At 59.9% G+C, this 19,651-nt stretch carries 22 protein-coding genes; 8 read left to right on the top strand and 14 right to left on the bottom strand.

Annotation, left to right across the window (positions count from 1 at the left end; genetic code table 11):
* The first annotated feature begins 84 nt into the window (after window positions 1–84).
* Window positions 85–426: a four helix bundle protein gene (locus tag MA884_RS21815; RefSeq protein ID WP_256232463.1), complete on the top strand. Its 342-nt coding sequence runs from the start codon at window positions 85–87 to the stop codon at window positions 424–426.
* A 53-nt stretch (window positions 427–479) separates the two neighbouring features.
* Window positions 480–2,378, top strand: a complete 1,899-nt coding sequence (gene cysN / locus MA884_RS21810) for a sulfate adenylyltransferase subunit CysN (RefSeq protein WP_256232462.1) — start codon at window positions 480–482, stop codon at window positions 2,376–2,378.
* Window positions 2,379–2,581: 203 nt separating this feature from the next.
* On the opposite strand, the gene MA884_RS21805 is transcribed toward cysN, so the two are convergent.
* Genes MA884_RS21805 through MA884_RS21795 form a run of 3 tightly spaced genes read right to left on the bottom strand, consistent with a single transcriptional unit; the run spans window position 2,582 to window position 5,987 of the window.
* On the bottom strand, window positions 2,582–3,490 hold the full coding sequence (locus MA884_RS21805) for an acyltransferase (RefSeq protein WP_256232461.1): 909 nt from the start codon (window positions 3,488–3,490) through the stop codon (window positions 2,582–2,584).
* On the bottom strand, window positions 3,491–5,590 hold the full coding sequence (gene pta, locus MA884_RS21800) for a phosphate acetyltransferase (protein ID WP_256232460.1): 2,100 nt from the start codon (window positions 5,588–5,590) through the stop codon (window positions 3,491–3,493).
* Window positions 5,591–5,648: 58 nt separating this feature from the next.
* On the bottom strand, window positions 5,649–5,987 hold the full coding sequence (locus MA884_RS21795) for a DUF3565 domain-containing protein (RefSeq protein WP_092394906.1): 339 nt from the start codon (window positions 5,985–5,987) through the stop codon (window positions 5,649–5,651).
* Between MA884_RS21795 and MA884_RS21790 the strand changes: the two genes are divergently transcribed.
* The 3 genes from MA884_RS21790 (at window position 5,956) to MA884_RS21780 (ending at window position 8,399) form a co-directional block, all read left to right on the top strand.
* Window positions 5,956–6,441, top strand: coding sequence for a peptidylprolyl isomerase (locus MA884_RS21790; protein WP_256232459.1), 486 nt, complete (start codon window positions 5,956–5,958; stop codon window positions 6,439–6,441). The two genes, MA884_RS21795 and MA884_RS21790, sit on opposite strands and share 32 nt — an antisense overlap.
* Before the next feature lie 114 nt (window positions 6,442–6,555).
* Window positions 6,556–7,038 carry a glutathione peroxidase gene (locus MA884_RS21785; protein WP_256232458.1) on the top strand — a complete coding sequence of 161 codons (483 nt, stop codon included), beginning with the start codon at window positions 6,556–6,558 and terminating at the stop codon, window positions 7,036–7,038.
* Window positions 7,039–7,295: 257 nt separating this feature from the next.
* Entirely contained in the window at window positions 7,296–8,399 is a 1,104-nt protein-coding gene (locus tag MA884_RS21780; RefSeq protein WP_256232457.1) for an NADH:flavin oxidoreductase, read from the top strand.
* A 117-nt stretch (window positions 8,400–8,516) separates the two neighbouring features.
* On the opposite strand, the gene MA884_RS21775 is transcribed toward MA884_RS21780, so the two are convergent.
* Together MA884_RS21775 and cysZ are read right to left on the bottom strand one after the other, a co-directional pair.
* Complete coding sequence (locus tag MA884_RS21775) at window positions 8,517–9,692, bottom strand: glycosyltransferase family 1 protein (RefSeq protein ID WP_256232456.1); 1,176 nt, start codon at window positions 9,690–9,692, stop codon at window positions 8,517–8,519.
* Window positions 9,693–9,755: 63 nt separating this feature from the next.
* Window positions 9,756–10,511: a sulfate transporter CysZ gene (cysZ, locus tag MA884_RS21770; RefSeq protein ID WP_256232455.1), complete on the bottom strand. Its 756-nt coding sequence runs from the start codon at window positions 10,509–10,511 to the stop codon at window positions 9,756–9,758.
* A gap of 302 nt (window positions 10,512–10,813) precedes the next feature.
* On the opposite strand from cysZ, the gene trxB reads away from it, so the two are divergent.
* Window positions 10,814–11,776: a thioredoxin-disulfide reductase gene (gene trxB / locus MA884_RS21765; protein WP_256232454.1), complete on the top strand. Its 963-nt coding sequence runs from the start codon at window positions 10,814–10,816 to the stop codon at window positions 11,774–11,776.
* Between the two features lie 212 nt (window positions 11,777–11,988).
* On the opposite strand, the gene MA884_RS21760 is transcribed toward trxB, so the two are convergent.
* The 7 genes from MA884_RS21760 to MA884_RS21730 all read right to left on the bottom strand — a co-directional run bounded on the left by MA884_RS21760 (window position 11,989) and on the right by MA884_RS21730 (window position 16,697).
* A complete protein-coding gene (locus MA884_RS21760; RefSeq protein WP_256232453.1) occupies window positions 11,989–13,239 on the bottom strand; it encodes an aspartate aminotransferase family protein in 1,251 nt (416 codons plus the stop codon).
* 304 nt (window positions 13,240–13,543) lie between these two features.
* On the bottom strand, window positions 13,544–13,882 hold the full coding sequence (locus MA884_RS21755) for a HopJ type III effector protein (RefSeq protein WP_256232452.1): 339 nt from the start codon (window positions 13,880–13,882) through the stop codon (window positions 13,544–13,546).
* Window positions 13,875–14,171, bottom strand: a complete 297-nt coding sequence (locus MA884_RS21750; RefSeq protein WP_076383573.1) for a DUF1244 domain-containing protein — start codon at window positions 14,169–14,171, stop codon at window positions 13,875–13,877. The genes MA884_RS21755 and MA884_RS21750 overlap by 8 nt, the downstream gene beginning before the upstream one ends.
* Before the next feature lie 99 nt (window positions 14,172–14,270).
* Window positions 14,271–14,651 carry a dihydroneopterin triphosphate 2'-epimerase gene (gene folX / locus MA884_RS21745; protein ID WP_256232451.1) on the bottom strand — a complete coding sequence of 127 codons (381 nt, stop codon included), beginning with the start codon at window positions 14,649–14,651 and terminating at the stop codon, window positions 14,271–14,273.
* Window positions 14,652–15,209, bottom strand: a complete 558-nt coding sequence (folE, locus tag MA884_RS21740; RefSeq protein ID WP_047228635.1) for a GTP cyclohydrolase I FolE — start codon at window positions 15,207–15,209, stop codon at window positions 14,652–14,654.
* Window positions 15,210–15,229: 20 nt separating this feature from the next.
* Entirely contained in the window at window positions 15,230–15,940 is a 711-nt protein-coding gene (gene folM / locus MA884_RS21735) for a dihydromonapterin reductase (RefSeq protein WP_256232450.1), read from the bottom strand.
* A 187-nt stretch (window positions 15,941–16,127) separates the two neighbouring features.
* Window positions 16,128–16,697 (bottom strand): antibiotic biosynthesis monooxygenase, encoded by a 570-nt coding sequence (locus MA884_RS21730; protein ID WP_256232449.1) that lies wholly within the window; start codon window positions 16,695–16,697, stop codon window positions 16,128–16,130.
* A gap of 219 nt (window positions 16,698–16,916) precedes the next feature.
* On the opposite strand from MA884_RS21730, the gene MA884_RS21725 reads away from it, so the two are divergent.
* Window positions 16,917–17,876, top strand: a complete 960-nt coding sequence (locus tag MA884_RS21725; RefSeq protein ID WP_256232448.1) for a MerR family transcriptional regulator — start codon at window positions 16,917–16,919, stop codon at window positions 17,874–17,876.
* A gap of 23 nt (window positions 17,877–17,899) precedes the next feature.
* Here the strand turns inward: MA884_RS21725 and MA884_RS21720 are convergent, their stop codons facing one another.
* A complete protein-coding gene (locus MA884_RS21720; protein WP_256232447.1) occupies window positions 17,900–18,505 on the bottom strand; it encodes a hypothetical protein in 606 nt (201 codons plus the stop codon).
* A gap of 54 nt (window positions 18,506–18,559) precedes the next feature.
* The gene (locus tag MA884_RS21715; protein WP_256232446.1) at window positions 18,560–19,036 is read right to left on the bottom strand and encodes a PAS domain-containing protein; all 477 of its coding nucleotides are present in this window, start codon (window positions 19,034–19,036) and stop codon (window positions 18,560–18,562) included.
* 154 nt (window positions 19,037–19,190) lie between these two features.
* Between MA884_RS21715 and MA884_RS21710 the strand changes: the two genes are divergently transcribed.
* Window positions 19,191–19,646, top strand: a complete 456-nt coding sequence (locus MA884_RS21710) for a flavodoxin (RefSeq protein WP_256232445.1) — start codon at window positions 19,191–19,193, stop codon at window positions 19,644–19,646.
* Window positions 19,647–19,651 lie beyond the last annotated feature (5 nt).

Genomic DNA, 19,651 nt, shown 5'->3' with positions numbered 1-19,651 from the left:
AGCTGCAAGTTAAAGGCGGTATGCGTAATTTTGCAGCTTGGTGCTTGCAGCCGGTTGTTGCGAGCCGCGATTGAGTGACTCGTAATGGATTTCGAGAAGTTGGTTGTTTGGCAGAGAAGCAAGTGTCTGGCGGTGGAAATCTACCGGGAGTTTGCCCAATGCAGGGATCTTGGTTTCAAGGACCAAGTCACCCGCTCAGCACTTTCGGTGCCCTCCAATATTGCTGAGGGAATGGAGCGTCGCAGCGCCAAAGAAAAGGTACGTTTTCTTTGGATCGCGAAGGCTTCTTGTGGAGAGTTACGAACACAAATCCTCATCGGCAGCGACATTGCTTACATCGCCCAGCCGCTGGCTGATAACTGGATTGCAGAAACTCGCGAGCTCTCAAAAATGCTCTGCGGCTTGATCAACAAAATTTCTGACTAGCTGTACGCCTACAAGCTTGCCGCTTGAAGCTTACAGCTCGGAGCTTGAATACAATGAGCCACCAATCTGATTTGATCAGCGAGGACATCCTCGCTTACCTGGGCCAGCACGAGCGCAAAGAGCTGCTGCGTTTTTTGACCTGCGGTAACGTCGACGACGGCAAGAGCACCCTGATCGGGCGCTTGCTGCACGACTCCAAGATGATCTACGAAGATCACCTGGAAGCCATCACCCGCGATTCGAAGAAAGTCGGCACCACCGGTGATGACATCGACCTGGCGTTGCTGGTCGACGGCCTGCAGGCCGAGCGCGAGCAAGGCATCACCATCGATGTCGCGTACCGCTATTTCTCCACGGCCAAGCGCAAATTCATCATCGCCGACACCCCCGGCCATGAGCAGTACACCCGCAACATGGCCACCGGTGCTTCCACCTGTGACCTGGCGATCATTCTGGTGGATGCCCGCTACGGCGTGCAGACCCAGACCCGTCGCCACAGCTTCATCGCTTCGTTGCTGGGCATCAAGCATATCGTCGTGGCCATCAACAAGATGGACCTCAAGGACTTCGACCAGGGCGTGTTCGAGTCGATCAAGGCCGACTACCTGAAGTTCGCCGAAGGCTTGAAGATGAAGCCCACCAGCATGCACTTCGTGCCGATGTCGGCCCTCAAGGGCGACAACGTGGTGAACAAGTCCGAGCGCTCGCCGTGGTACACCGGCCAGTCGCTGATGGAAATCCTCGAGACCGTGGAAGTGGCGGGTGACCGTAACTTCACCGACCTGCGTTTCCCGGTGCAGTACGTCAATCGTCCGAACCTGAACTTCCGCGGTTTCGCCGGCACCCTGGCCAGCGGCATCGTGCACAAGGGTGACGAAGTGGTGGTGCTGCCTTCGGGCAAGAGCAGCCGCGTTAAATCCATCGTCACCTTCGAAGGCGAACTGGAACACGCCGGCCCTGGCCAGGCGGTGACGCTGACCATGGAAGACGAGATCGACATTTCCCGTGGCGACCTGCTGGTGCATGCCGACAGCGTGCCGCCGGTCACCGACAGCTTCGAAGCGATGCTGGTGTGGATGGCCGAGGAACCGATGCTGCCGGGCAAGAAATACGACATCAAGCGCGCCACCAGTTACGTGCCGGGCTCGATTGCCAGCATCGTCAACAAGGTCGACGTGAACACTTTGGAAGAAGGGCCGGCCAGCGCGTTGCAACTCAATGAAATCGGCAAGGTGAAGATCGCCCTGGATGCACCGATCGCCCTGGATGGTTACGAGAGCAACCGCACCACCGGCGCGTTCATCATCATCGATCGCCTGACCAATGGCACCGTGGGCGCCGGCATGATCGTGGCCCAGCCTTTGACCCACGGCCACAGTACCCATCATGGCAAACTGGCCCATGTGTCGGTTGAAGAGCGCGCCCAGCGTTTCGGCCAGCAACCGGCCACGGTGCTGTTCAGCGGGTTGTCGGGCGCTGGCAAAAGCACGCTGGCCTATGCGGTGGAACGTAAGCTGTTCGACCTGGGCCGTGCGGTCTTCGTGCTTGATGGCCAGAACCTGCGTCATGACCTGAACAAAGGCTTGCCGCAGGACCGTGCCGGGCGTACCGAAAACTGGCGCCGTGCGGCTCATGTCGCCCGCCAGTTCAACGAAGCCGGGCTGCTGACCCTCGCCGCGTTCGTCGCGCCGAATGCAGAAGGGCGCGAACAGGCCAAAGACCTGATCGGCAAGGAACGTCTGCTGACGGTCTATGTCCAGGCCTCGCCAATCGTCTGCGCCCAGCGTGATCCGCAAGGCCTGTACGCTGCTGCCGGCGACAACATCCCCGGCGAGTCTTTCCCGTATGACGTGCCGCTGGACGCCGATCTGGTGATCGACACCCAGTCGCTGTCGTTGGAAGAGAGCGTCAAGCAGGTGCTGGATCTGCTGCGCAAGCGTGGGGCGATCTAAGGAACGCCGCTGCAAGCTTCTAGCTTCAAGCGACAAGAAAAAGCCCGCAGATGAGTGATCATCTGCGGGCTTTTTGTTGTCTGGAAGGACGCCATCGCGAGCAAACTCGGCTCCCACAGGGATTGTTGGTGAACATGGAAATGCAGTTCGCATCAATCCCTGTGGGAGCCGAGCTTGCTCGCGATGAGGCCAGTACAGACACCTCAAGAATTACAGGGATACTCGCGATGCATCTGCTCAAGCAACGCGTCCTTGTCCTGCCACAGCTGGTTGATCCAGCCCTGGAACTCCAGGCGATACGCGCCGTCCTGATCGTAGTTCCTGCCGATGAACTGCGGCGGGATTTTCAACTCCTGAAAATGCACCACCACTTCGTCAACCTTGCCGCAGAGCAAATCCCAGTACCCCGGTCGGCCGCCCGGATAGTGGATGGTCACGTTGATGATCGACTCCAGCTGTTCGCCCATCGCATCGAGCACAAACGCAATGCCCCCGGCCTTGGGCTTGAGCAGGTAGCGAAACGGTGACTGTTGCTGGGCATGCTTGCCTTCGGTGAAGCGCGTGCCTTCGACGAAGTTGAATATGCCCACGGGGTTGTTGCGAAATTTCGCACAGGTCTTGCGGGTGGTTTCCAGGTCCTTGCCTTTCTTCTCCGGGTATTTCTCCAGGTAAGCCTTGGAGTAGCGCTTCATGAACGGGAACCCCAGGGCCCACCAGGCCAGGCCGATCACCGGCACCCAGATCAGTTCCTGCTTGAGAAAGAACTTCAATGGACGAATGCGCCGGTTCAGCACGTACTGCAATACCATGATGTCGACCCAACTCTGGTGGTTGCTGGTGATCAGGTACGAATGCTGGTAGTCCAGGCCTTCCAGGCCGCTAAGGTGCCAGCGGGTGCGGCGCAGCAGGTTCATCCAGGCCTTGTTGTTGCTGATCCAGGCTTCATGGATGTGGCTCATCAGCCAGTCGGTGAAACGCTGGGCGGCGGGGAAGGGCAGCAACAGCTTGAAGATTGCCACGATGAACAGCGGTGTGCAGCAGGCGATGGTGTTCAACGCCAACAGCAGCGAGGCAATGACGCCGCGCACGGGAGCAGGCAGGAAATCCAGCATTTAAATATCCATGGGTCGGTTGGCGGCCTGGATCGCGGTCAGGGCGATGGTGTACACGATGTCGTCGACCTGAGCGCCGCGGGGCAAGTCGTTCACCGGTTTGCGCAGGCCTTGCAGCATGGGCCCGAGGCTGACGCAATCGGCGCTGCGTTGCACGGCCTTGTGGGTGGTGTTGCCGGTGTTCAGGTCCGGGAAAATGAACACCGTCGCCCGGCCGGCCACCTGGCTATTGGGCGCCAATTGCCGGGCGACGGTTTCGTTGGCAGCGGCGTCGTATTGCAGCGGCCCGTCGATCAACAAGCCGTGTTGCGCTTCGTGGGCCAGCAGGGTGGCTTCGCGGACTTTCTCCACCTCTTCGCCGCTGGCCGACTCGCCGCTGGAATAGCTGAGCATTGCCACCCGCGGTGTGATACCGAACGCGGCAGCCGAGTCGGCGCTTTGCAGGGCAATCTCCGCCAGTTCCGCGGCGCTAGGATGCGGGTTCATCACACAGTCGCCATAGACCAGCACTTCTTCGGGGAACAGCATGAAAAACACCGAAGACACCAGCGAGCAGCCTGGGGCGGTCTTGATCAGTTGCAAGGCCGGGCGGATGGTGTTGGCGGTGGAGTGGATAACACCCGACACCAGTCCGTCGACCTCATCGAGCGCCAGCATCATGGTGCCAATCACCACGGTGTCTTCCAGTTGCTGCTCGGCCATCGGCGCGTTCAGGCTTTTGCTCTTGCGCAGCCGCACCATCGGTTCGACGTAACGCTCGCGAATCGAATCCGGGTCGAGAATCTCCAGCCCCGGCGGCAGTTCGATGCCCTGGGCACGAGCCACTGCCTCGACGTCCGCCGGTTTGGCCAGCAGCACGCAGCGAGCGATGCCACGGGCCTGACAAATGGCAGCGGCCTGGACGGTCAGCGGTTCACTACCCTCGGGCAGCACGATGCGTTTGTCGGCGGCCTGGGCGCGCTGGATCAATTGATAGCGGAACACAGCCGGCGACAACCGCATTTCCCGTGGCGTACCACAACGCTGGTGCAGCCATTTGGCGTCCAGGTGGCTGGCGACAAAATCGGTAATGATCTCCGCACGTTCGCGGTCGTCGATTGGAATTTCCTTGTTCAGGCCATTGAGCAGGTTCGCTGTGTCGTAAGACCCGGTACTGACCGAGAGCACCGGAAGCCCCGCCTGCAAGGCGCCTCGACACAGGTCCATGATGCGCGGGTCAGGCAGGGTGTCGCTGGTCAGCAGCAGGCCGGCCAACGGTACGCCGTTGAGGGCTGCCAGGCTCACGGCCAGGATGATGTCGTCGCGATCGCCGGGGGTCACCACCAGCACGCCGGGCTTGAGCAGCTCCACGGTATTGCGCATGGTGCGGGCGCAAATGATGATGTTGCTCATGCGCCGGGTTTCGTAATCGCCGGCATTGAGCACCTGCGCGCCCATCAGGTCGGCCACGTCGCGGGTGCGTGGGGCGTTGAGTTCGGGGCGGAACGGGATGCAGCCCAGCAGGCGGAAATCGCCGCTGCGCAACAGCGGCGAGTGCTCCTTGAGCCGCGCGGAGAAGGCCTCCATGCTTTCGTCGGTACGGACTTTGTTCAGGATCACGCCGAGGACTTTCGGGTCTTTGGGCCCGCCGAACAGTTGCGCCTGCAGCTCGACGCGACCGGAAAGCTCGGTCAGCACTTCGTTCTCCGGCGCCGACACCAGGATGACCTCGGCGTCCAGGCTCTTGGCCAGGTGCAGGTTGACCCGCGCGGCATAGCTGGCATTGCGGGTCGGGACCATGCCCTCGACGACCAGCACGTCCTTGCCGATGGCGGCCTGCTGGTAGAGGGTGATGATTTCTTCCAGCAGCTCATCGAGCTGGCCGTCGCCCAGCATGCGTTCGACGTGTGCCAGGCCCAGGGGCTGTGGCGGCTTGAGGCCATGGGTGCGGGCCACCAGTTCGGTGGAGCGTTCCGGCCCGGTATCGCCGGGGTGGGGCTGGGCGATGGGTTTGAAAAAGCCGACTTTCAGCCCGGCCCGTTCGAGTGTGCGCACCAGCCCGAGGCTGATGGAGGTCAGACCCACACCAAAATCGGTGGGCGCGATAAAAAAAGTTTGCATGCGGATTCTCTAAAGGAGCATGGCAAAGGCGAGGCTATAACTGCCGTCTACCGTCAATTCAGGCGCCAAGGTTATCGCTAACCGGGGCCTGTGCGCACCAGCCGCAGTCAAAGGGCTGGCCAATTTTTTCAGTACGTTGGACAGGGTCCAGCACCCAGCTACGGGATTGCCACGGTGGCTGGTGGCGCAGGTGCTGGGTATGGCCGCAGGACAGCTCGGCCACCCAGTGCCCGTCCTCGTCCTGATGAAAACCTGTGACCGTTGGTCTGTTCGAGCAGGGCCGTTTGTCCGGGTTCCGTTCGCTTTCGGGCAAATCCTTGTTTAGACTTGTCCGTTCTTCATTCTTATGCAAAAGGTCTCGCCCCATGCTGATCGCCGCCAATAAGGCTGTCTCCATCGACTATACCCTGACCAACGACGCTGGTGAGGTCATCGACAGCTCTGCCGGCGGCGCTCCGCTGGTCTACCTGCATGGCGCAGGCAACATCATCCAGGGGCTGGAAAAAGCCCTGGAAGGCAAAACTTCCGGTGACGAGCTGAACGTTACCGTTGAGCCGGAAGATGCTTATGGCGAATACTCCGCCGAGCTGGTCAGCACCCTGAGCCGCAGCATGTTCGAGGGCGTGGATGAGCTGGAAGTAGGCATGCAGTTCCACGCTTCGGCGCCCGATGGCCAGATGCAGATCGTCACCATCCGCGACCTGGAAGGCGATGACGTCACCGTTGACGGCAACCACCCGTTGGCCGGTCAGCGCTTGAACTTCCAGGTCAAGATTGTCGACATTCGTGAAGCCAGCCAGGAAGAAATCGCTCATGGTCACGTCCATGGCGAAGGTGGTCATCACCACTGATTTCTGCGCTACGCTCAAGTGAACTGGAAAGGCGCCTTACGGCGCCTTTTTAGTCGGTTGCTGCTAGCATCGCCCCATGGCTGTTCGAAAAGATCCGCAAACCTGGAGTTCGTCATGAGTGCTTTTCACGACCTTAAACTTAAAGCCCTGGATGGTCAGGAACTTGATCTGGCGCCGTTCAAGGGGCAAGTCGTGCTGGTGGTCAATGTCGCCTCCAAATGTGGCCTGACACCTCAGTACGCGGCGTTGGAAAACCTCTATCAGCAATACAAGGCCAAGGGTTTCTGTGTGCTGGGCCTGCCTTGCAACCAGTTCGCCGGACAAGAGCCGGGGACGGAACAGGAAATCCAGGATTTCTGCAGCCTCAACTATGGTGTGACGTTCCCGTTGTCCAGCAAGCTGGAGGTGAACGGACCTGACCGTCATCAGTTGTACCGACTGCTGGCGGGCGAGGGGGCCGAGTTTCCCGGGGACATCACTTGGAACTTCGAGAAATTCCTGCTGGGCAAGGACGGTCGGGTGCTGGCGCGTTTCTCGCCGCGCACGACGCCGGATGATCCGGCCGTGATCCAGGCTATCGAAAAAGCCTTGGGCTGAACCTCTGGAGCAACCACCACACCCTGTGGCGAGGGAGCTTGCTCCCGCTCGGTTGCGTAGCGACCGCAAAAAAACGGGGCCGCTACGCAGCCCAGCGGGAGCAAGCTCCCTCGCCACAGGTATTGTGTGTGGACACACTCTTCTGGCCTTCCTTTTGATCCTTAATCATTCAAATCAATAGTGCTATCCATCGTTCTCCACGGTCCATATTATCGCTGTCATATTCGACCAGCGTCCCTGTTTCCGTGGAGTGTCCCATGCCTGTAAAAGCCTTGTTCAAACCCTTCCATCTCGGTGCAATGGAGCTGCCGACCCGGGTAGTGATGGCGCCGATGACTCGCTCCTTTTCCCCAGGCGGCGTGCCGAACGCCAAGGTCGTGGAGTATTACCGCCGTCGCGCGGCGGCCGGCGTCGGTCTGATCATCACCGAAGGCACGACCGTCGGGCACAAGGCCTCCAACGGTTATCCGAACGTGCCACATTTTTACGGCGATGCCGCGCTGGCCGGCTGGAAGCAAGTGGTTGATGCAGTGCATGCCGAAGGCGGCAAGATCGTCCCGCAGCTCTGGCATGTCGGTAACGTGCGGAAATTGGGGACCGAGCCGGACGCCAGCGTGCCGGGCTATGGCCCGTCGGAAAAACTCAAGGATGGCCAGGTCGTGGTTCACGGCATGACCCAAGCGGATATCGACGAAGTCATCGCAGCGTTCGCCCAGGCGGCGAAAGACGCCCAGAGCATCGGCATGGATGGCGTGGAGATCCACGGCGCCCATGGCTACCTGGTGGACCAGTTCTTCTGGGAGGGCAGCAACCCGCGCACCGACGGTTACGGTGGAAGTCTGGCCAACCGTTCGCGCTTCGCCATCGAACTGATCCGCGCCGTGCGTGCCGCGGTGGGCGAAGGGTTCCCGATCATCTTCCGTTTTTCCCAATGGAAGCAGCAGGATTACACCGCGCGCCTGGTGCAAACGCCAGAAGCCCTGGGCGAATTCCTCAAGCCGTTGGCCGAAGCTGGCGTGGATATTTTCCACTGCTCGACACGTCGCTTCTGGGAACCTGAATTCGAAGGTTCCGAGCTGAACCTGGCGGGCTGGACTCGCACCCTCACCGGCAAGCCAACCATCACCGTCGGCAGCGTTGGTCTGGATGGCGAGTTCCTGCAATTTATGGTCAACACCGACAAAGTCGCGCAGCCGGCCAGTCTGGAGAAACTGCTGGAGCGCCTGAATAATGATGAGTTCGACCTGGTGGCGGTGGGGCGTGCGCTGCTGGTGGACCCGGATTGGGCGCAAAAAGTGCGTGAAGGGCGGGAGCAGGAGATCTTGCCGTTCAGCCGTGAGGCGTTGATGACGCTGGTTTAAGCGGCGCTTTGTAGGGCCTCATCGCGGGCAAGCCTTGCTCCCACAGTATCTTCAGTGAGCACACTATTTGTGAGCGACTGATAACTCTGTGGGAGCAAGGCTTGCCCGCGACGCTTTTCAGCGCGGCGACACCACCTGGGGCAACGATGACTCGATCTGACAAACCCCACGCAACTGCGTTTCGAACTGCTCGATCACCGATGCCCAGCCCTGGCGGCTGGCATGTTGGCGCGCATTAAGGCGCACGCAACGCAAGGTTTCACGCTCCTCCAGCAGCCACCGGGCCGCGTCGCAGAACGCCTCTTCATCCCCCGGCATGGCCAGCACGCCGTTATGACCATGACGGATGTGTTGTGCCGCGGCGGCCTGATCGTAGGCCACCACACCTAACCCGGATGCCAGTGCTTCCAGCACGACATTGCCGAAGGTTTCGGTCAGGCTCGGAAAGAGGAATACATCCCCGGACGCATAATGGCTGGCCAACGACTCGCCACGCTGGGCCCCACAAAAAATTGCGTCGGGCAGTTCCTGTTGCAGCGCGGCCCGTTGTGGACCGTCACCGACCACCACCAGTTTCAGCCGCCGCTCCGGGAAAGCGCTACACAGTGTTTTGAAACTGCGTTTGAGCAAGTTCAGGTTCTTTTCCGGCGCCAGACGCCCGACATGGATCAGCGCAATATCGTCGTCGCCCAAGCCCCAGGCCTCACGCAGGGTTGTCGAGCGTTTGATCGGGTGGAACAGTTGGCTGTCCACACCGCGGGACAACAGCGCCACGCGCTCGAAATGCCGGCGTTCCAGCTCCATGCGCTGACTGAGGCTCGGCACCAGGGTCAGGTTGGAACGGTTGTGGAACCAACGCAGGTAATGGGTGAGGGCGCGACTCAATAACTCGAGGCCATACTGCTGGGTGTATTGCTGGAAGTTGGTGTGGAAGCCACTGACCACCGATATGCCCAGGCGCCGCGCCGCCCGCAACGCCGATAAACCCAGCGGCCCTTCCGTGGCGATGTACAGCACGTCCGGACGATGACGTTTCCAGCGCCGCAGCAGCTTGTGCATCGAAGCCTGGCCCCACTGCAGGCCCGGATACCCCGGTAGCGGCCAGCCCCGGCACAGCATCAGTTGCTCGTCACTGGCCTGGCGCTGGTCGCCAGCCTGACGAGGCCGTATCAATTCCACCTGATGCCCGCGGGCGCGCAAGCCGTCGCACAGGCGGCCCAGGGTATTGGCCACGCCATTGATTTCCGGCGGGAAGGTTTCGGTGATGAGGGTGATATGCAGGTGTGTGGTCATGACCCCAGTGTCGACTGGGGCCGTTTCGCCATTGTGACGCTTGGATGATGGATTTGTGACCGGTCAGCCTTGCCGGGCCAACGCGGTCTCGGCGCCTTGCTCGCGGACCCAGAACAAGGTCGCCCCGGCCACGGCCGCCGGCATCATCAGGATGTTGACCACCGGGATCAGCAGCACCAGGTACACGCTGCCGCCAAAGCCCAGGCTCTGCCAGCGTTTTTCCCGCAGCCAGGCGAGCATTTCGTTCCAGCCCAGCTTATGGTTGTCCGCCGGGTAGTCGATGTACTGGATCGCCATCATCCAGACCCCGAACAGCAGCCACAACGGCGCGGCCACGATATTGATCACCGGAATGAAGGACAGCACCAACAGTCCCAAGGCGCGAGGCAGGAAATAGCCAAGCTTGCGTGCCTCCCGGGCCAGGGTGCGCGGGATCATGGCGATCAACTCACTCCAACTGAAGGCCGGGAAGTCGTCGCTGCCACGGATGACCACTTCGACTTTCTCCGCGAGAAAACCGTTGAACGGCGCGGCAATGATATTGGCAAGCATGGTGAAGGTGAAAAACACCATCAGCACCACAAGCACTACGAACAGCGGCCACAGGACATAGTTGAGAAAGCTCAGCCAATCCGGTAACGACGGCATCAGCGTGTCGACCCATAGGCTGAACTGATGGCCGGCCAGGTAGATCAATCCGACGAACAGCACCAGGTTGATCATCAATGGCAACAGTACAAACAATCGCAGACCCGGGCTTAAGACCAGTTTGAGGCCTTCTCGCAAATATTGCGGGCCGGACAGGACGGGGGCGGGCATAGGAGGCTCCGAGCGAAGATGAACGCGCCGACCATACCGGCTTTGCCGGGCTCGGGAAAGCATCGACATGGCGTGTAACAACGTTTGCCGAGTTTATTGAGCTGACCGATACGGATAGAGCTCACCTATGAGCTGGATTGTTAAACCGTATTTCCTTAATCTTCGCTCCCTCGATACGCTGCACCCATTCTTTTTCAGGACTGTCGAACCAAAGCCTTCCCCAAGTGCGTCAACAGTCCCTTTTTATTCGCGCCGCTCATCCGGCGTCCCGGTCCGTCAGGTCCGGTCAACAGGAGCAGGTCATGTCTGAAGTGCGTCATTCGCGAGTGATTATTCTCGGTTCCGGCCCTGCCGGTTACAGCGCTGCGGTGTATGCGGCCCGTGCCAACCTCAAGCCACTGCTGATCACCGGCATGCAGGCCGGCGGTCAATTGACCACCACCACTGAAGTCGATAACTGGCCGGGCGATGTCCACGGCCTGACCGGCCCGGTGTTGATGGAGCGCATGAAAGAGCATGCCGAGCGCTTCGAGACCGAGATCGTTTTCGACCACATCAATGCCGTGGACTTCGCCGCCAAGCCGTACACCCTGACCGGCGACAGCGCGACCTACACCTGCGATGCCCTGATCATTGCAACCGGCGCCAGCGCTCGTTACTTGGGCCTGCCGTCGGAAGAAGCGTTCATGGGCAAAGGCGTTTCCGCCTGCGCCACTTGCGACGGTTTCTTCTACCGCAACAAACCAGTGGCCGTAGTCGGTGGCGGCAACACCGCCGTTGAGGAAGCCCTGTACCTGGCCAACATTGCCAGCACGGTCACCCTGATCCATCGTCGCGAAACCTTCCGCGCCGAGAAGATCCTGATCGACAAGCTCAATGCCCGTGTGGCTGAAGGCAAGATCATCCTCAAACTCAACGCGACCCTGGACGAAGTGCTGGGTGACAACATGGGCGTGACCGGTGCCCGTCTGAAGAACAACGACGGCAGCTTTGACGAGATCAAAGTCGACGGCGTATTCATCGCCATCGGCCACACACCGAACACCTCGCTGTTCGAAGGCCAGCTGGAACTCAAGGATGGCTACCTGGTGGTCAAGGGCGGCCGTGAAGGCAACGCCACCGCCACCAGCGTGGAAGGCATTTTCGCGGCCGGCGACGTGGCCGACCACGTCTACCGCCAGGCGATTACCTCGGCGGGTGCCGGTTGCATGGCAGCCTTGGACACCGAGCGTTACCTGGACGGTCTGCAGAACGCTTCGTTCTGATTCAACTGGTATAAAAAACCGGCTTCGGCCGGTTTTTTATGCGCGGGATTTTTCTGTTCAGTGGACAAGATGTTTTGTTCGCCACAAACCCCCTGTGGGAGCGAGCCTGCTCGCGATGGCGCCGGGTCAGCTTGCATCAGTGTTGGATGTGCCACCGAATCGCGAGCAGGCTCGCTCCCACAGATTTTTTGTGTGGTCAGAAGAGCTGCACTTTAAGACAGCTTCGCCAGGCAAGCTCCCAGAATATCCAACCCTTCCTCCAACACCGCCGACTCGGTCGTCAGTGGCGCCAGCAGTCGAATGATGTGTCGGGACTTGCCGCTGGGCATCAGCAACAAACCAGACTCCCGCGCCAAGGCCAGCAATTGCGTCAATTGTGCCGAGGCCGGGCTGCCGTTGGCATGGGCCAGTTCGATGCCGCGCATCGCGCCGACGCCGGTCAGGCGGCCCAGGTAAGGTGACAGCCCGCGGCTGCGCCATGACTCGTAGCGGCTGACAATCGCCTCTTCCTGTTGCGTGCCCCAGGCTTGCAGGTTTGCGTCGGTCATTTCCTCCAGGGTTGCCAATGCGGCGGCGCAGGCGATGGGGTTGCCTGAGTAAGTGCCGCCCAGGCCGCCTTTGGGCAGATTGTCCAGCAGCGACTTGCGCCCCACCACGGCGCCCAGGGGGACGCCGCCGGCAATGCTTTTACCCAGCAGGATCAGGTCCGGCTCGATGCCCAGTCGCGAGAACGCAAAGCGCTGGCCGGTGCGGCCGAAGCCGGACTGGATTTCATCGATGATCAACACAATGCCCTTTTCGTCGCAGAACCTTCGCAGGGCCTGGGCGAACGGAACATCCATCGGCAGGAAACCGGCTTCGCCCTGCACCGGTTCGACGATGAAACACGCGACGTCATTCACGTCGATCTCGACGCTGAACAACCGCTCCATGGCCTTCAACGCCTCTTCGCAGGTGACACCGTTGTCCTTGCTGGGGTAGGGCAGGTGATAGACCGGGCCGGGCAATACGCCGACTTTCTGTTTGTAGGGTGCGACTTTGCCGTTGAGGTTGAGGGTGGCCAGGGTTCTGCCGTGGAAACCGCCGTCAAAGGCGATGACGGCGGTGCGGCCCGTGGCGCCGCGTACGATCTTCAAGGCGTTTTCCGCGGCTTCGGCGCCACTGTTGGTGAGCATGCCGCTGACCGGGTAATCCACCGGAACAAACGCTGCCAGGCGTTCCATTAGTTCGATGTAGGGCGCGTGCGGGGCGGCGTTGAAGGCGTAATGCGTCAGTCGGGTCGCCTGTTCGCGGATGGCTTCGACAATGCGAGGATGGCAGTGACCGAGGTTCAACACGCCGATGCCACCCACGAAATCGATGTAGCGTTTGCCATCGGTGTCCCAGACCTCGGCATTTTTGCCGTGGCTGAGGCTGACGGGATGCACGATGGAAATCGACTGGCTGATGGTTTCGCTGTTCATGGATGACGGCTCGGACGAAGGAAAGATTCCCTTTATCTAAGCCGCGAGCAGAGGTGGCCGGCAAACGAAATAAAGTTGCCGGGTCAATCTTAAAAGTCGGGATGTGAGATCAGTGAGTCTGGCGAGAACTGTTTCTGTGGCGAGGGAGCTTGCTCCCGCTGGACTGCGCAGCAGTCCCAAATCAGCACGCCTGGTGCATCAGTTCACATGCAGGGGCCGTCTGGGGGCTACTTCGTAGCCCAGCGGGAGCAAGCTCCCTCGCCACAGAAAAGCGGACCTCGGCACAGAGGGGAGGCGCGTTGGATCAGCGCCGCCGCAACGGCTGCGCCCCGAACTTCACGCCAGCCAAACCATGGGTCATCAACGCGCGGATATTGCCGTGATCGCTGCCTTCAGGCGTGGCCAGTACCGACCGGTAATGTTCGCCAAACGCCAGCAGGGCTTCTTCATCGCTCAAGCCTTCGAGCAGGGCCAGGCCGAGGGCCTTGCAAGAGCCTTCGTTCTGCCCGGCGGCGTTGTCGACGTCACCGTTTTTAAAAGGCAGAGGCTGGTAGTCGTAGCCGTTGGAGATAAACGCCAGGGTGTCGGCAAAAATATGTTCGCCGCTCTTGAGGCTGGCGCGCAGGGTGTTCAGGTCAGGCATCGGGTTTTCCTTTGGCAAACGCTGCTTGCTGTTCGGCGCTGGCTTCTTGCTGGTATTGGGCTTTCCACTCGGCGTAGGGCATGCCGTAGACCACTTCGCGGGCGTCATCGAGGCTGACCTCGATCTGACGTTCATCGGCTGCTGCCTTGTACCACTTGGACAGGCAGTTGCGGCAGAAGCCGGCGAGGTTCATCAAGTCGATGTTCTGCACATCCTTGCGGCTGTCCAGGTGGGCTACCAGCCGACGGAAAGCGGCGGCTTCAAGTTCGAGGCGTTGTTGGTCGTTCATGGTGGTCTCTGCGAGACAGCTTCAAGGGGCAAGCTTCAAGCTGCAAGAGTGGGTTTGCGGTGGTCAGGCTTGAAGCTTACAGCTTGAGGCTTGTAGCTGCTACGAAGGAGCCCGGCTTGCAGCTAAAGTAATCGACACCGACTCGGCAAATCGCAAGGCGTGGGGCTTGTCGACCTCGACTTCGGCATGCAGCACCGATTCGTTGGCCATGACCAGATCGAGCAGTTCCTGGGTCAGGCGTTCGAGCAGGGCGAAGCGGTTGCCTTCCACGTGGGCGATGATCGCCTTGGTGATGGTGCGGTAGTTCAGTGCGTGGTCGATGTCGTTGTCGCGCACCGCATCCTGGGCCGCGTAGAGGATGGTCAGATTGATCAGCACATCCTGCTTGTTGAGGATTTCGTCCTCGTTGATGCCGATGAAAGTGCGCAAGCGCAGGTCCTTGACCTTGATGCGCGCCATGGCCGGTTGAAGTTGTGACATTTACTTGCTCCGTCGAATCAATTGCAGGAACTCCTGGCGGGTGGTGCTGGACTCGCGAAAAACGCCGAGCATCACCGAGGTGTTCATGGTCGAGTTCTGTTTTTCGACACCGCGCATCATCATGCACATGTGCTGGGCTTCGATCACCACTGCAACGCCGGCGGCCTGGGTAACTTGCTGCACCGCATCGGCAATTTGCCGGGTGAGGTTTTCCTGGATTTGCAGGCGGCGGGCGAACATGTCCACCAGCCGGGCAATCTTCGACAGCCCCAGGACCTTGCCCGTAGGAATATAAGCCACATGAGCCTTGCCGATGAAGGGCAACAGGTGATGTTCGCACAGAGAATAGAGTTCGATGTCGGCGACGATCACCATTTCATCGCTGTCGGAGGCGAACAGGGCGCCGTTGACGATTTGTTCAACGCTCTGTTCATAGCCGTGACAAAGGTACTGCATGGCCTTGGCTGCGCGCACCGGAGTATCCAGCAGGCCTTCGCGTTCCGGGTCTTCGCCCAGGCCGATGAGGATCTCGCGATAATTCTGGGGCGATAGCGCCATGGTGCATCCTCGAAGCAAGACTATTTGACGTGCCGTCCGCCGTTGACGGTCAGGGTCGTGCCGGTGACATAGGGGTTGTCCAGCAGATAACGCAGGCTCTGATAGATCACTTCGCTGCCGGGCTCGATGCCCAGCGCGGACTTGGCCAGGGCCTTGGCGCGGTAAGCCGCGTCGTCTTCGGGATTGAACAGTAGCAGGGCCGGGGCAATTGTGTTGACCTTGATGTGCGGCGCGTACTTCGCCGCGAACGACAGGGTCAGGCTTTCGAGCCCGGCCTTGGTGGCGCAATAGGCGATATGCTTGCTGCTGCCCTTGCGCGTGACGTCATCGCTGATGTGCACGATATCTGCCGGGGTTGAACGCTGCAGCAGTTCGGCACAATGCAGGTTGATCAGATAGGGCGCGAGCATGTGTACGGCGAACATGGCATTGAACGCTGCCGCTTCATTGCCTGGCGCCTCGGCCAGCCACGCTGAGGCGTTGTGCACAATGGCCCGTAATCGGTCGGTGTGCTGCTTGAGCTGCTCAATGAAGGCCAAAATCCCTGTTTCACTGGAAAAGTCAGCGAACAGTACGATCGCCCCCATATCCCGCAACGCCTGCACGCCCGGGCGCTCGGTGCGGTAGGTGGCGATCACCGGGTGACCGTCTTCGAGCAATCGATGGGCGCAATGCAAGCCGACGCGCTGGGCAGCGCCGGTGATCAGGATCGGAGCGGTGGCGCTGGGCATAGGACGGCTCGGTTCACGGCAATCGCAAAACTATAACAGCCACGCGGGGCAGCGACGACTCTGTGGGAGCGGACTTGCCCGCGAAAACGGTGTGTCGGTCAAGCGGATGTCGACTGACAGGCCTCCTTCGCGAGCACGCAAATCACTGCTGAAGCCGAACTTTGCGATCGGCGAAGACTACGCAGCATCACTGATTCTGCGTAGCCGGCTTGGTTGGCAGTGCTTTGGGCGCTGCACCGTTCAACCAACCCGCCAGCAGGTGAGTCGACATCGGGATAAACAGATAGACCATCAGCGGCGTCAGAATCAGTGTGCTGATCAACACGCGGCTCACCATCCCCAGCTCACTGAGCAACGGTCCCAGCAGGAAGTTGAACAGCAGCGACACTGGAAAGAACGCGAGCCAGATGGCCACGGCCTGTTTCCAGCGCGGTGGACGTTGACCACTGGCGCCGAACCAACCATCGATACCCCGCACCCTGTGCTCCGAAGGATGGGCAAACAGATCGCTGCCTCGTCCCAGCCAGGCCGTGCGCGAGGCAGAGTGCTCCCAGGCATGCAGGGTCCGCTCGTCGGCAAAACGGAAAATAATCTGGAATTCATCGTCTTGGGGCGGTGGCGCGAGCACGCCGGAGCCCAGGTAGCCGGGAAAGTCGGTGGCCAATTGTTCGCCTTCGCGCAACCAGGCGATCAGATCCTGATAGCGCCCATTGGCGACACGGCGGGCAACCATCAGGGTGACGGGTGAGGTAGACATTATGTATCTCCGTAAAACAGGTGCGGTACTCCGGGTAGGAGATTCGCGGGAACGCCCCCGGGTGGTGGTAGCGTCCATTCGCCAAAAAAGCAGGCAAGGTTTATTCCATATTGAGCGAAAAGCAACAAAATCGCGCATCGGCTGTGTTTGTTCTTGTCATCCTATGACGCAGAGGGAGTACACTGGGATCCAATTTGCCAGCCGGAATTGTCTGCCAAAATGAGCGTAATCACCGAGGATAACTTCGTTTTCCAGGCATCCACTGCCTTGAAGCAGGAGGAACTGTTCCCGATCCGCGAAGTAGCACGGCTGACCGGCGTGAACCCCGTGACCTTGCGCGCATGGGAGCGTCGCTACGGTCTGATCCAGCCCACTCGCACCGAAAGCGGGCATCGCTTGTACTCCTTGGGCGACATCGAAAAGGTGCGCAGCATCCTCGCCTGGATCGAACGCGGGGTGGCAGTGAGCAAAGTGGGAAAGATTCTAACCAAGACCGCGTCGGTGCAGCCGGTCTCCACGCTTATTTCCCCAGATCTGGTAAAGGCCGATTACGCCCAGTGGCAACAACAAGTGGCGGACGCGGTTGGCAACTTTGACGATATAGAGCTGGACCGTCTCTACGGGCAGATATTTTCCACCTACGCCGTGCCGATCGTATTCCAGGACATCCTGATGCCGATCTGGCGACAGTTGCAGCAACGCCAGCAGGAGTTCGGACAAACCAGCGAATGGGTGTTTTTCGATGGGTTCCTGCGATCACGCATCATCCAGCGACTCTTGCTCAAGCGCGAAGCCCAGTCGCGGCGCGTGTTGGTTGTTGGCATTGTCGGTCAATGTCGAGAGCTGGAGTTGCTGGTCACGGCGCTGTTCGTCTCCAAGGCGGAAGTCGGCGTCAGGGTGTTGACCATTGGGCTGCCATTCGACGAACTGACCCTGGTGTGCCAGAAGATCCAGCCGTTGGCGCTGGTGCTGGTCTCCAATCATGCGCCGCTTCCCGAGCTACCCAAGCGCCTGAGCAAACTGGCTATGGGCCTGGATTGCCCGCTCATGCTGGCCGGTGACGCGTCCGATCTGCTCCAGGACAGCCTGGCGGGGTCGTCGATCGGTTGCCTGGGCAGTGAAGGGACGTTGATGTACCAGAGGTTGCGACAACTGTTGGCGGGTAATCTGGATACCTGACGAGCGGCTGGTGAGGCAGCGCGCTAGATATGCATGGCCGGATGGGTCAGACGGTGTTGCTGAAGGATGTATTGGCGCAGGCGTTCGGTCTCATCCTCGTCATTCTGGCTCAGATGGTAGGCGTACAGTCCCTGATCGGTTTCCCGTTCCAGCGTGCCGCGCAGGGAAATCCTTTCATAACCTGACGGGCTGAACCACAAGGCAAATTGCTTTGGTGGCTTGGTGCGACTGCGGTTTTCCAGCAGGATACCTTTGCAGGACACCTCATGGACCCAGAGCGGACCCGGCTGGCCTCTGGCATTTTCCAGGGCCACCGGCTCGTCAAGGGTCAGACGCCATGGACGAATCTTCGGCCCGTCTTCGTAGATACTGGGCACGCCCAGGCGCAAGTGCATCGCGTGGAATTCGTCTTCCACCAGATGCAACGGAAAAGTCATTTGCTGGTTTTCGAAATTAGCGTGCAGCGTGACCTGCTCGTTAGCCGCCAGGCGCGTCAGCAAATCACGGATCTGTGACCCGCCGTTTACCAGCAAGCTCGACGTTACATCCCGCTCGTTCAACTGCGGGTTGTGCTGCATGGTCCGGATGAAATCCAATTCATCCTGAGTCAGTAGGGCGTCGCGCTGCATGGTGTGCTCGAAATGAATATGTACATTTTCACTGGTGATTGTAGTGACTGACCGCTAATTCGCCGTTTTGTTTTCGCCGTTCGTCGCTTCGAGCCGGGCGATGGTTGCCCTCGCTTCGGCCAATTCCTTTTCCAGCTGGGTGACGCGCTGCTGAGCCTTGACCTGCGCCGTCACGTCTTTTTGCACGCCAATGAAATAAGTGCGTCCGTCAGCCTCGTTTTTTACCGTCGACAGAGACAACTCGTTCCAGAACGCGCTGCCGTCCTTGCGGTAGTTGCGCAGTATCTCCCGGCAGGCACCACTCTGCTTCAGGGCCGCGCGGATCTGGTCCAGGGCCGGCTGGTCGCGATCCCCCGACTGCAGGAAACGGCAATCCTGATAAAGGATCTCGTCGCTGCTGTAGCCAGTCAGCCGTTCGAAAGCCGGGTTTACGTAGATCAGGATATTGTCTTCGTCGCCTTCTTTTTCAGCGATGACGATGCCGTCGTTCGAGGCGTTGATGACCAGTTGCATCAATTGAGCGTTAATCATGGATGACACTCCTTGAGCATCCGGTGTGCGCTGCATTTTAGAAGAACCTGGCGCGATGTCCACTGGCCATTATTGGTTGTTGAGAGTCAATCGCAGCGTTACGTATGAGCCTGTTACTATCGCGGCTCTTTTATTCAGGTTCAGGATCAGATTGATGAAAGTCGCCATCCTTTCGGGCTCCGTCTATGGGACCGCCGAAGAAGTCGCCCGGCACGCCGCCAAACTGCTCGGTGAAGCGGGTTTCGAAACGCTGCACAACCCCCGTGCAAGCCTGGCGGACATTCAGGCGTTCGCCCCGACGGCCTTGCTGGCCGTGACTTCCACGACGGGAATGGGAGAGTTGCCGGACAACTTGATGCCGTTATATTCGACGATTCGCGACCAATTGCCTGCCGCGTTTCGTGACTTGCCCGGCGCCGTAATAGGCCTGGGCGATGCCAGCTATGGCGATACTTTCTGCGGCGGTGGTGAACAGATGCGTGAGTTGTTCGCTGAGCTGGGCGTGCGTGAGGTATTGCCCATGTTGCGTCTGGATGCCAGCGAAAGCGTTACCCCGGAAACCGATGCCGAACCCTGGCTGGAGGAGTTGATCAACGCGTTGCGGGGTTGATGCAA

Origin of the sequence: Pseudomonas sp. Q11 (assembly GCF_024494355.1) — a bacterium.
GTDB lineage: Bacteria > Pseudomonadota > Gammaproteobacteria > Pseudomonadales > Pseudomonadaceae > Aquipseudomonas > Aquipseudomonas hefeiensis.
Note: the sequence above shows the minus strand (reverse complement) of the source record. Positions and strands in the feature narration are given on the sequence as shown.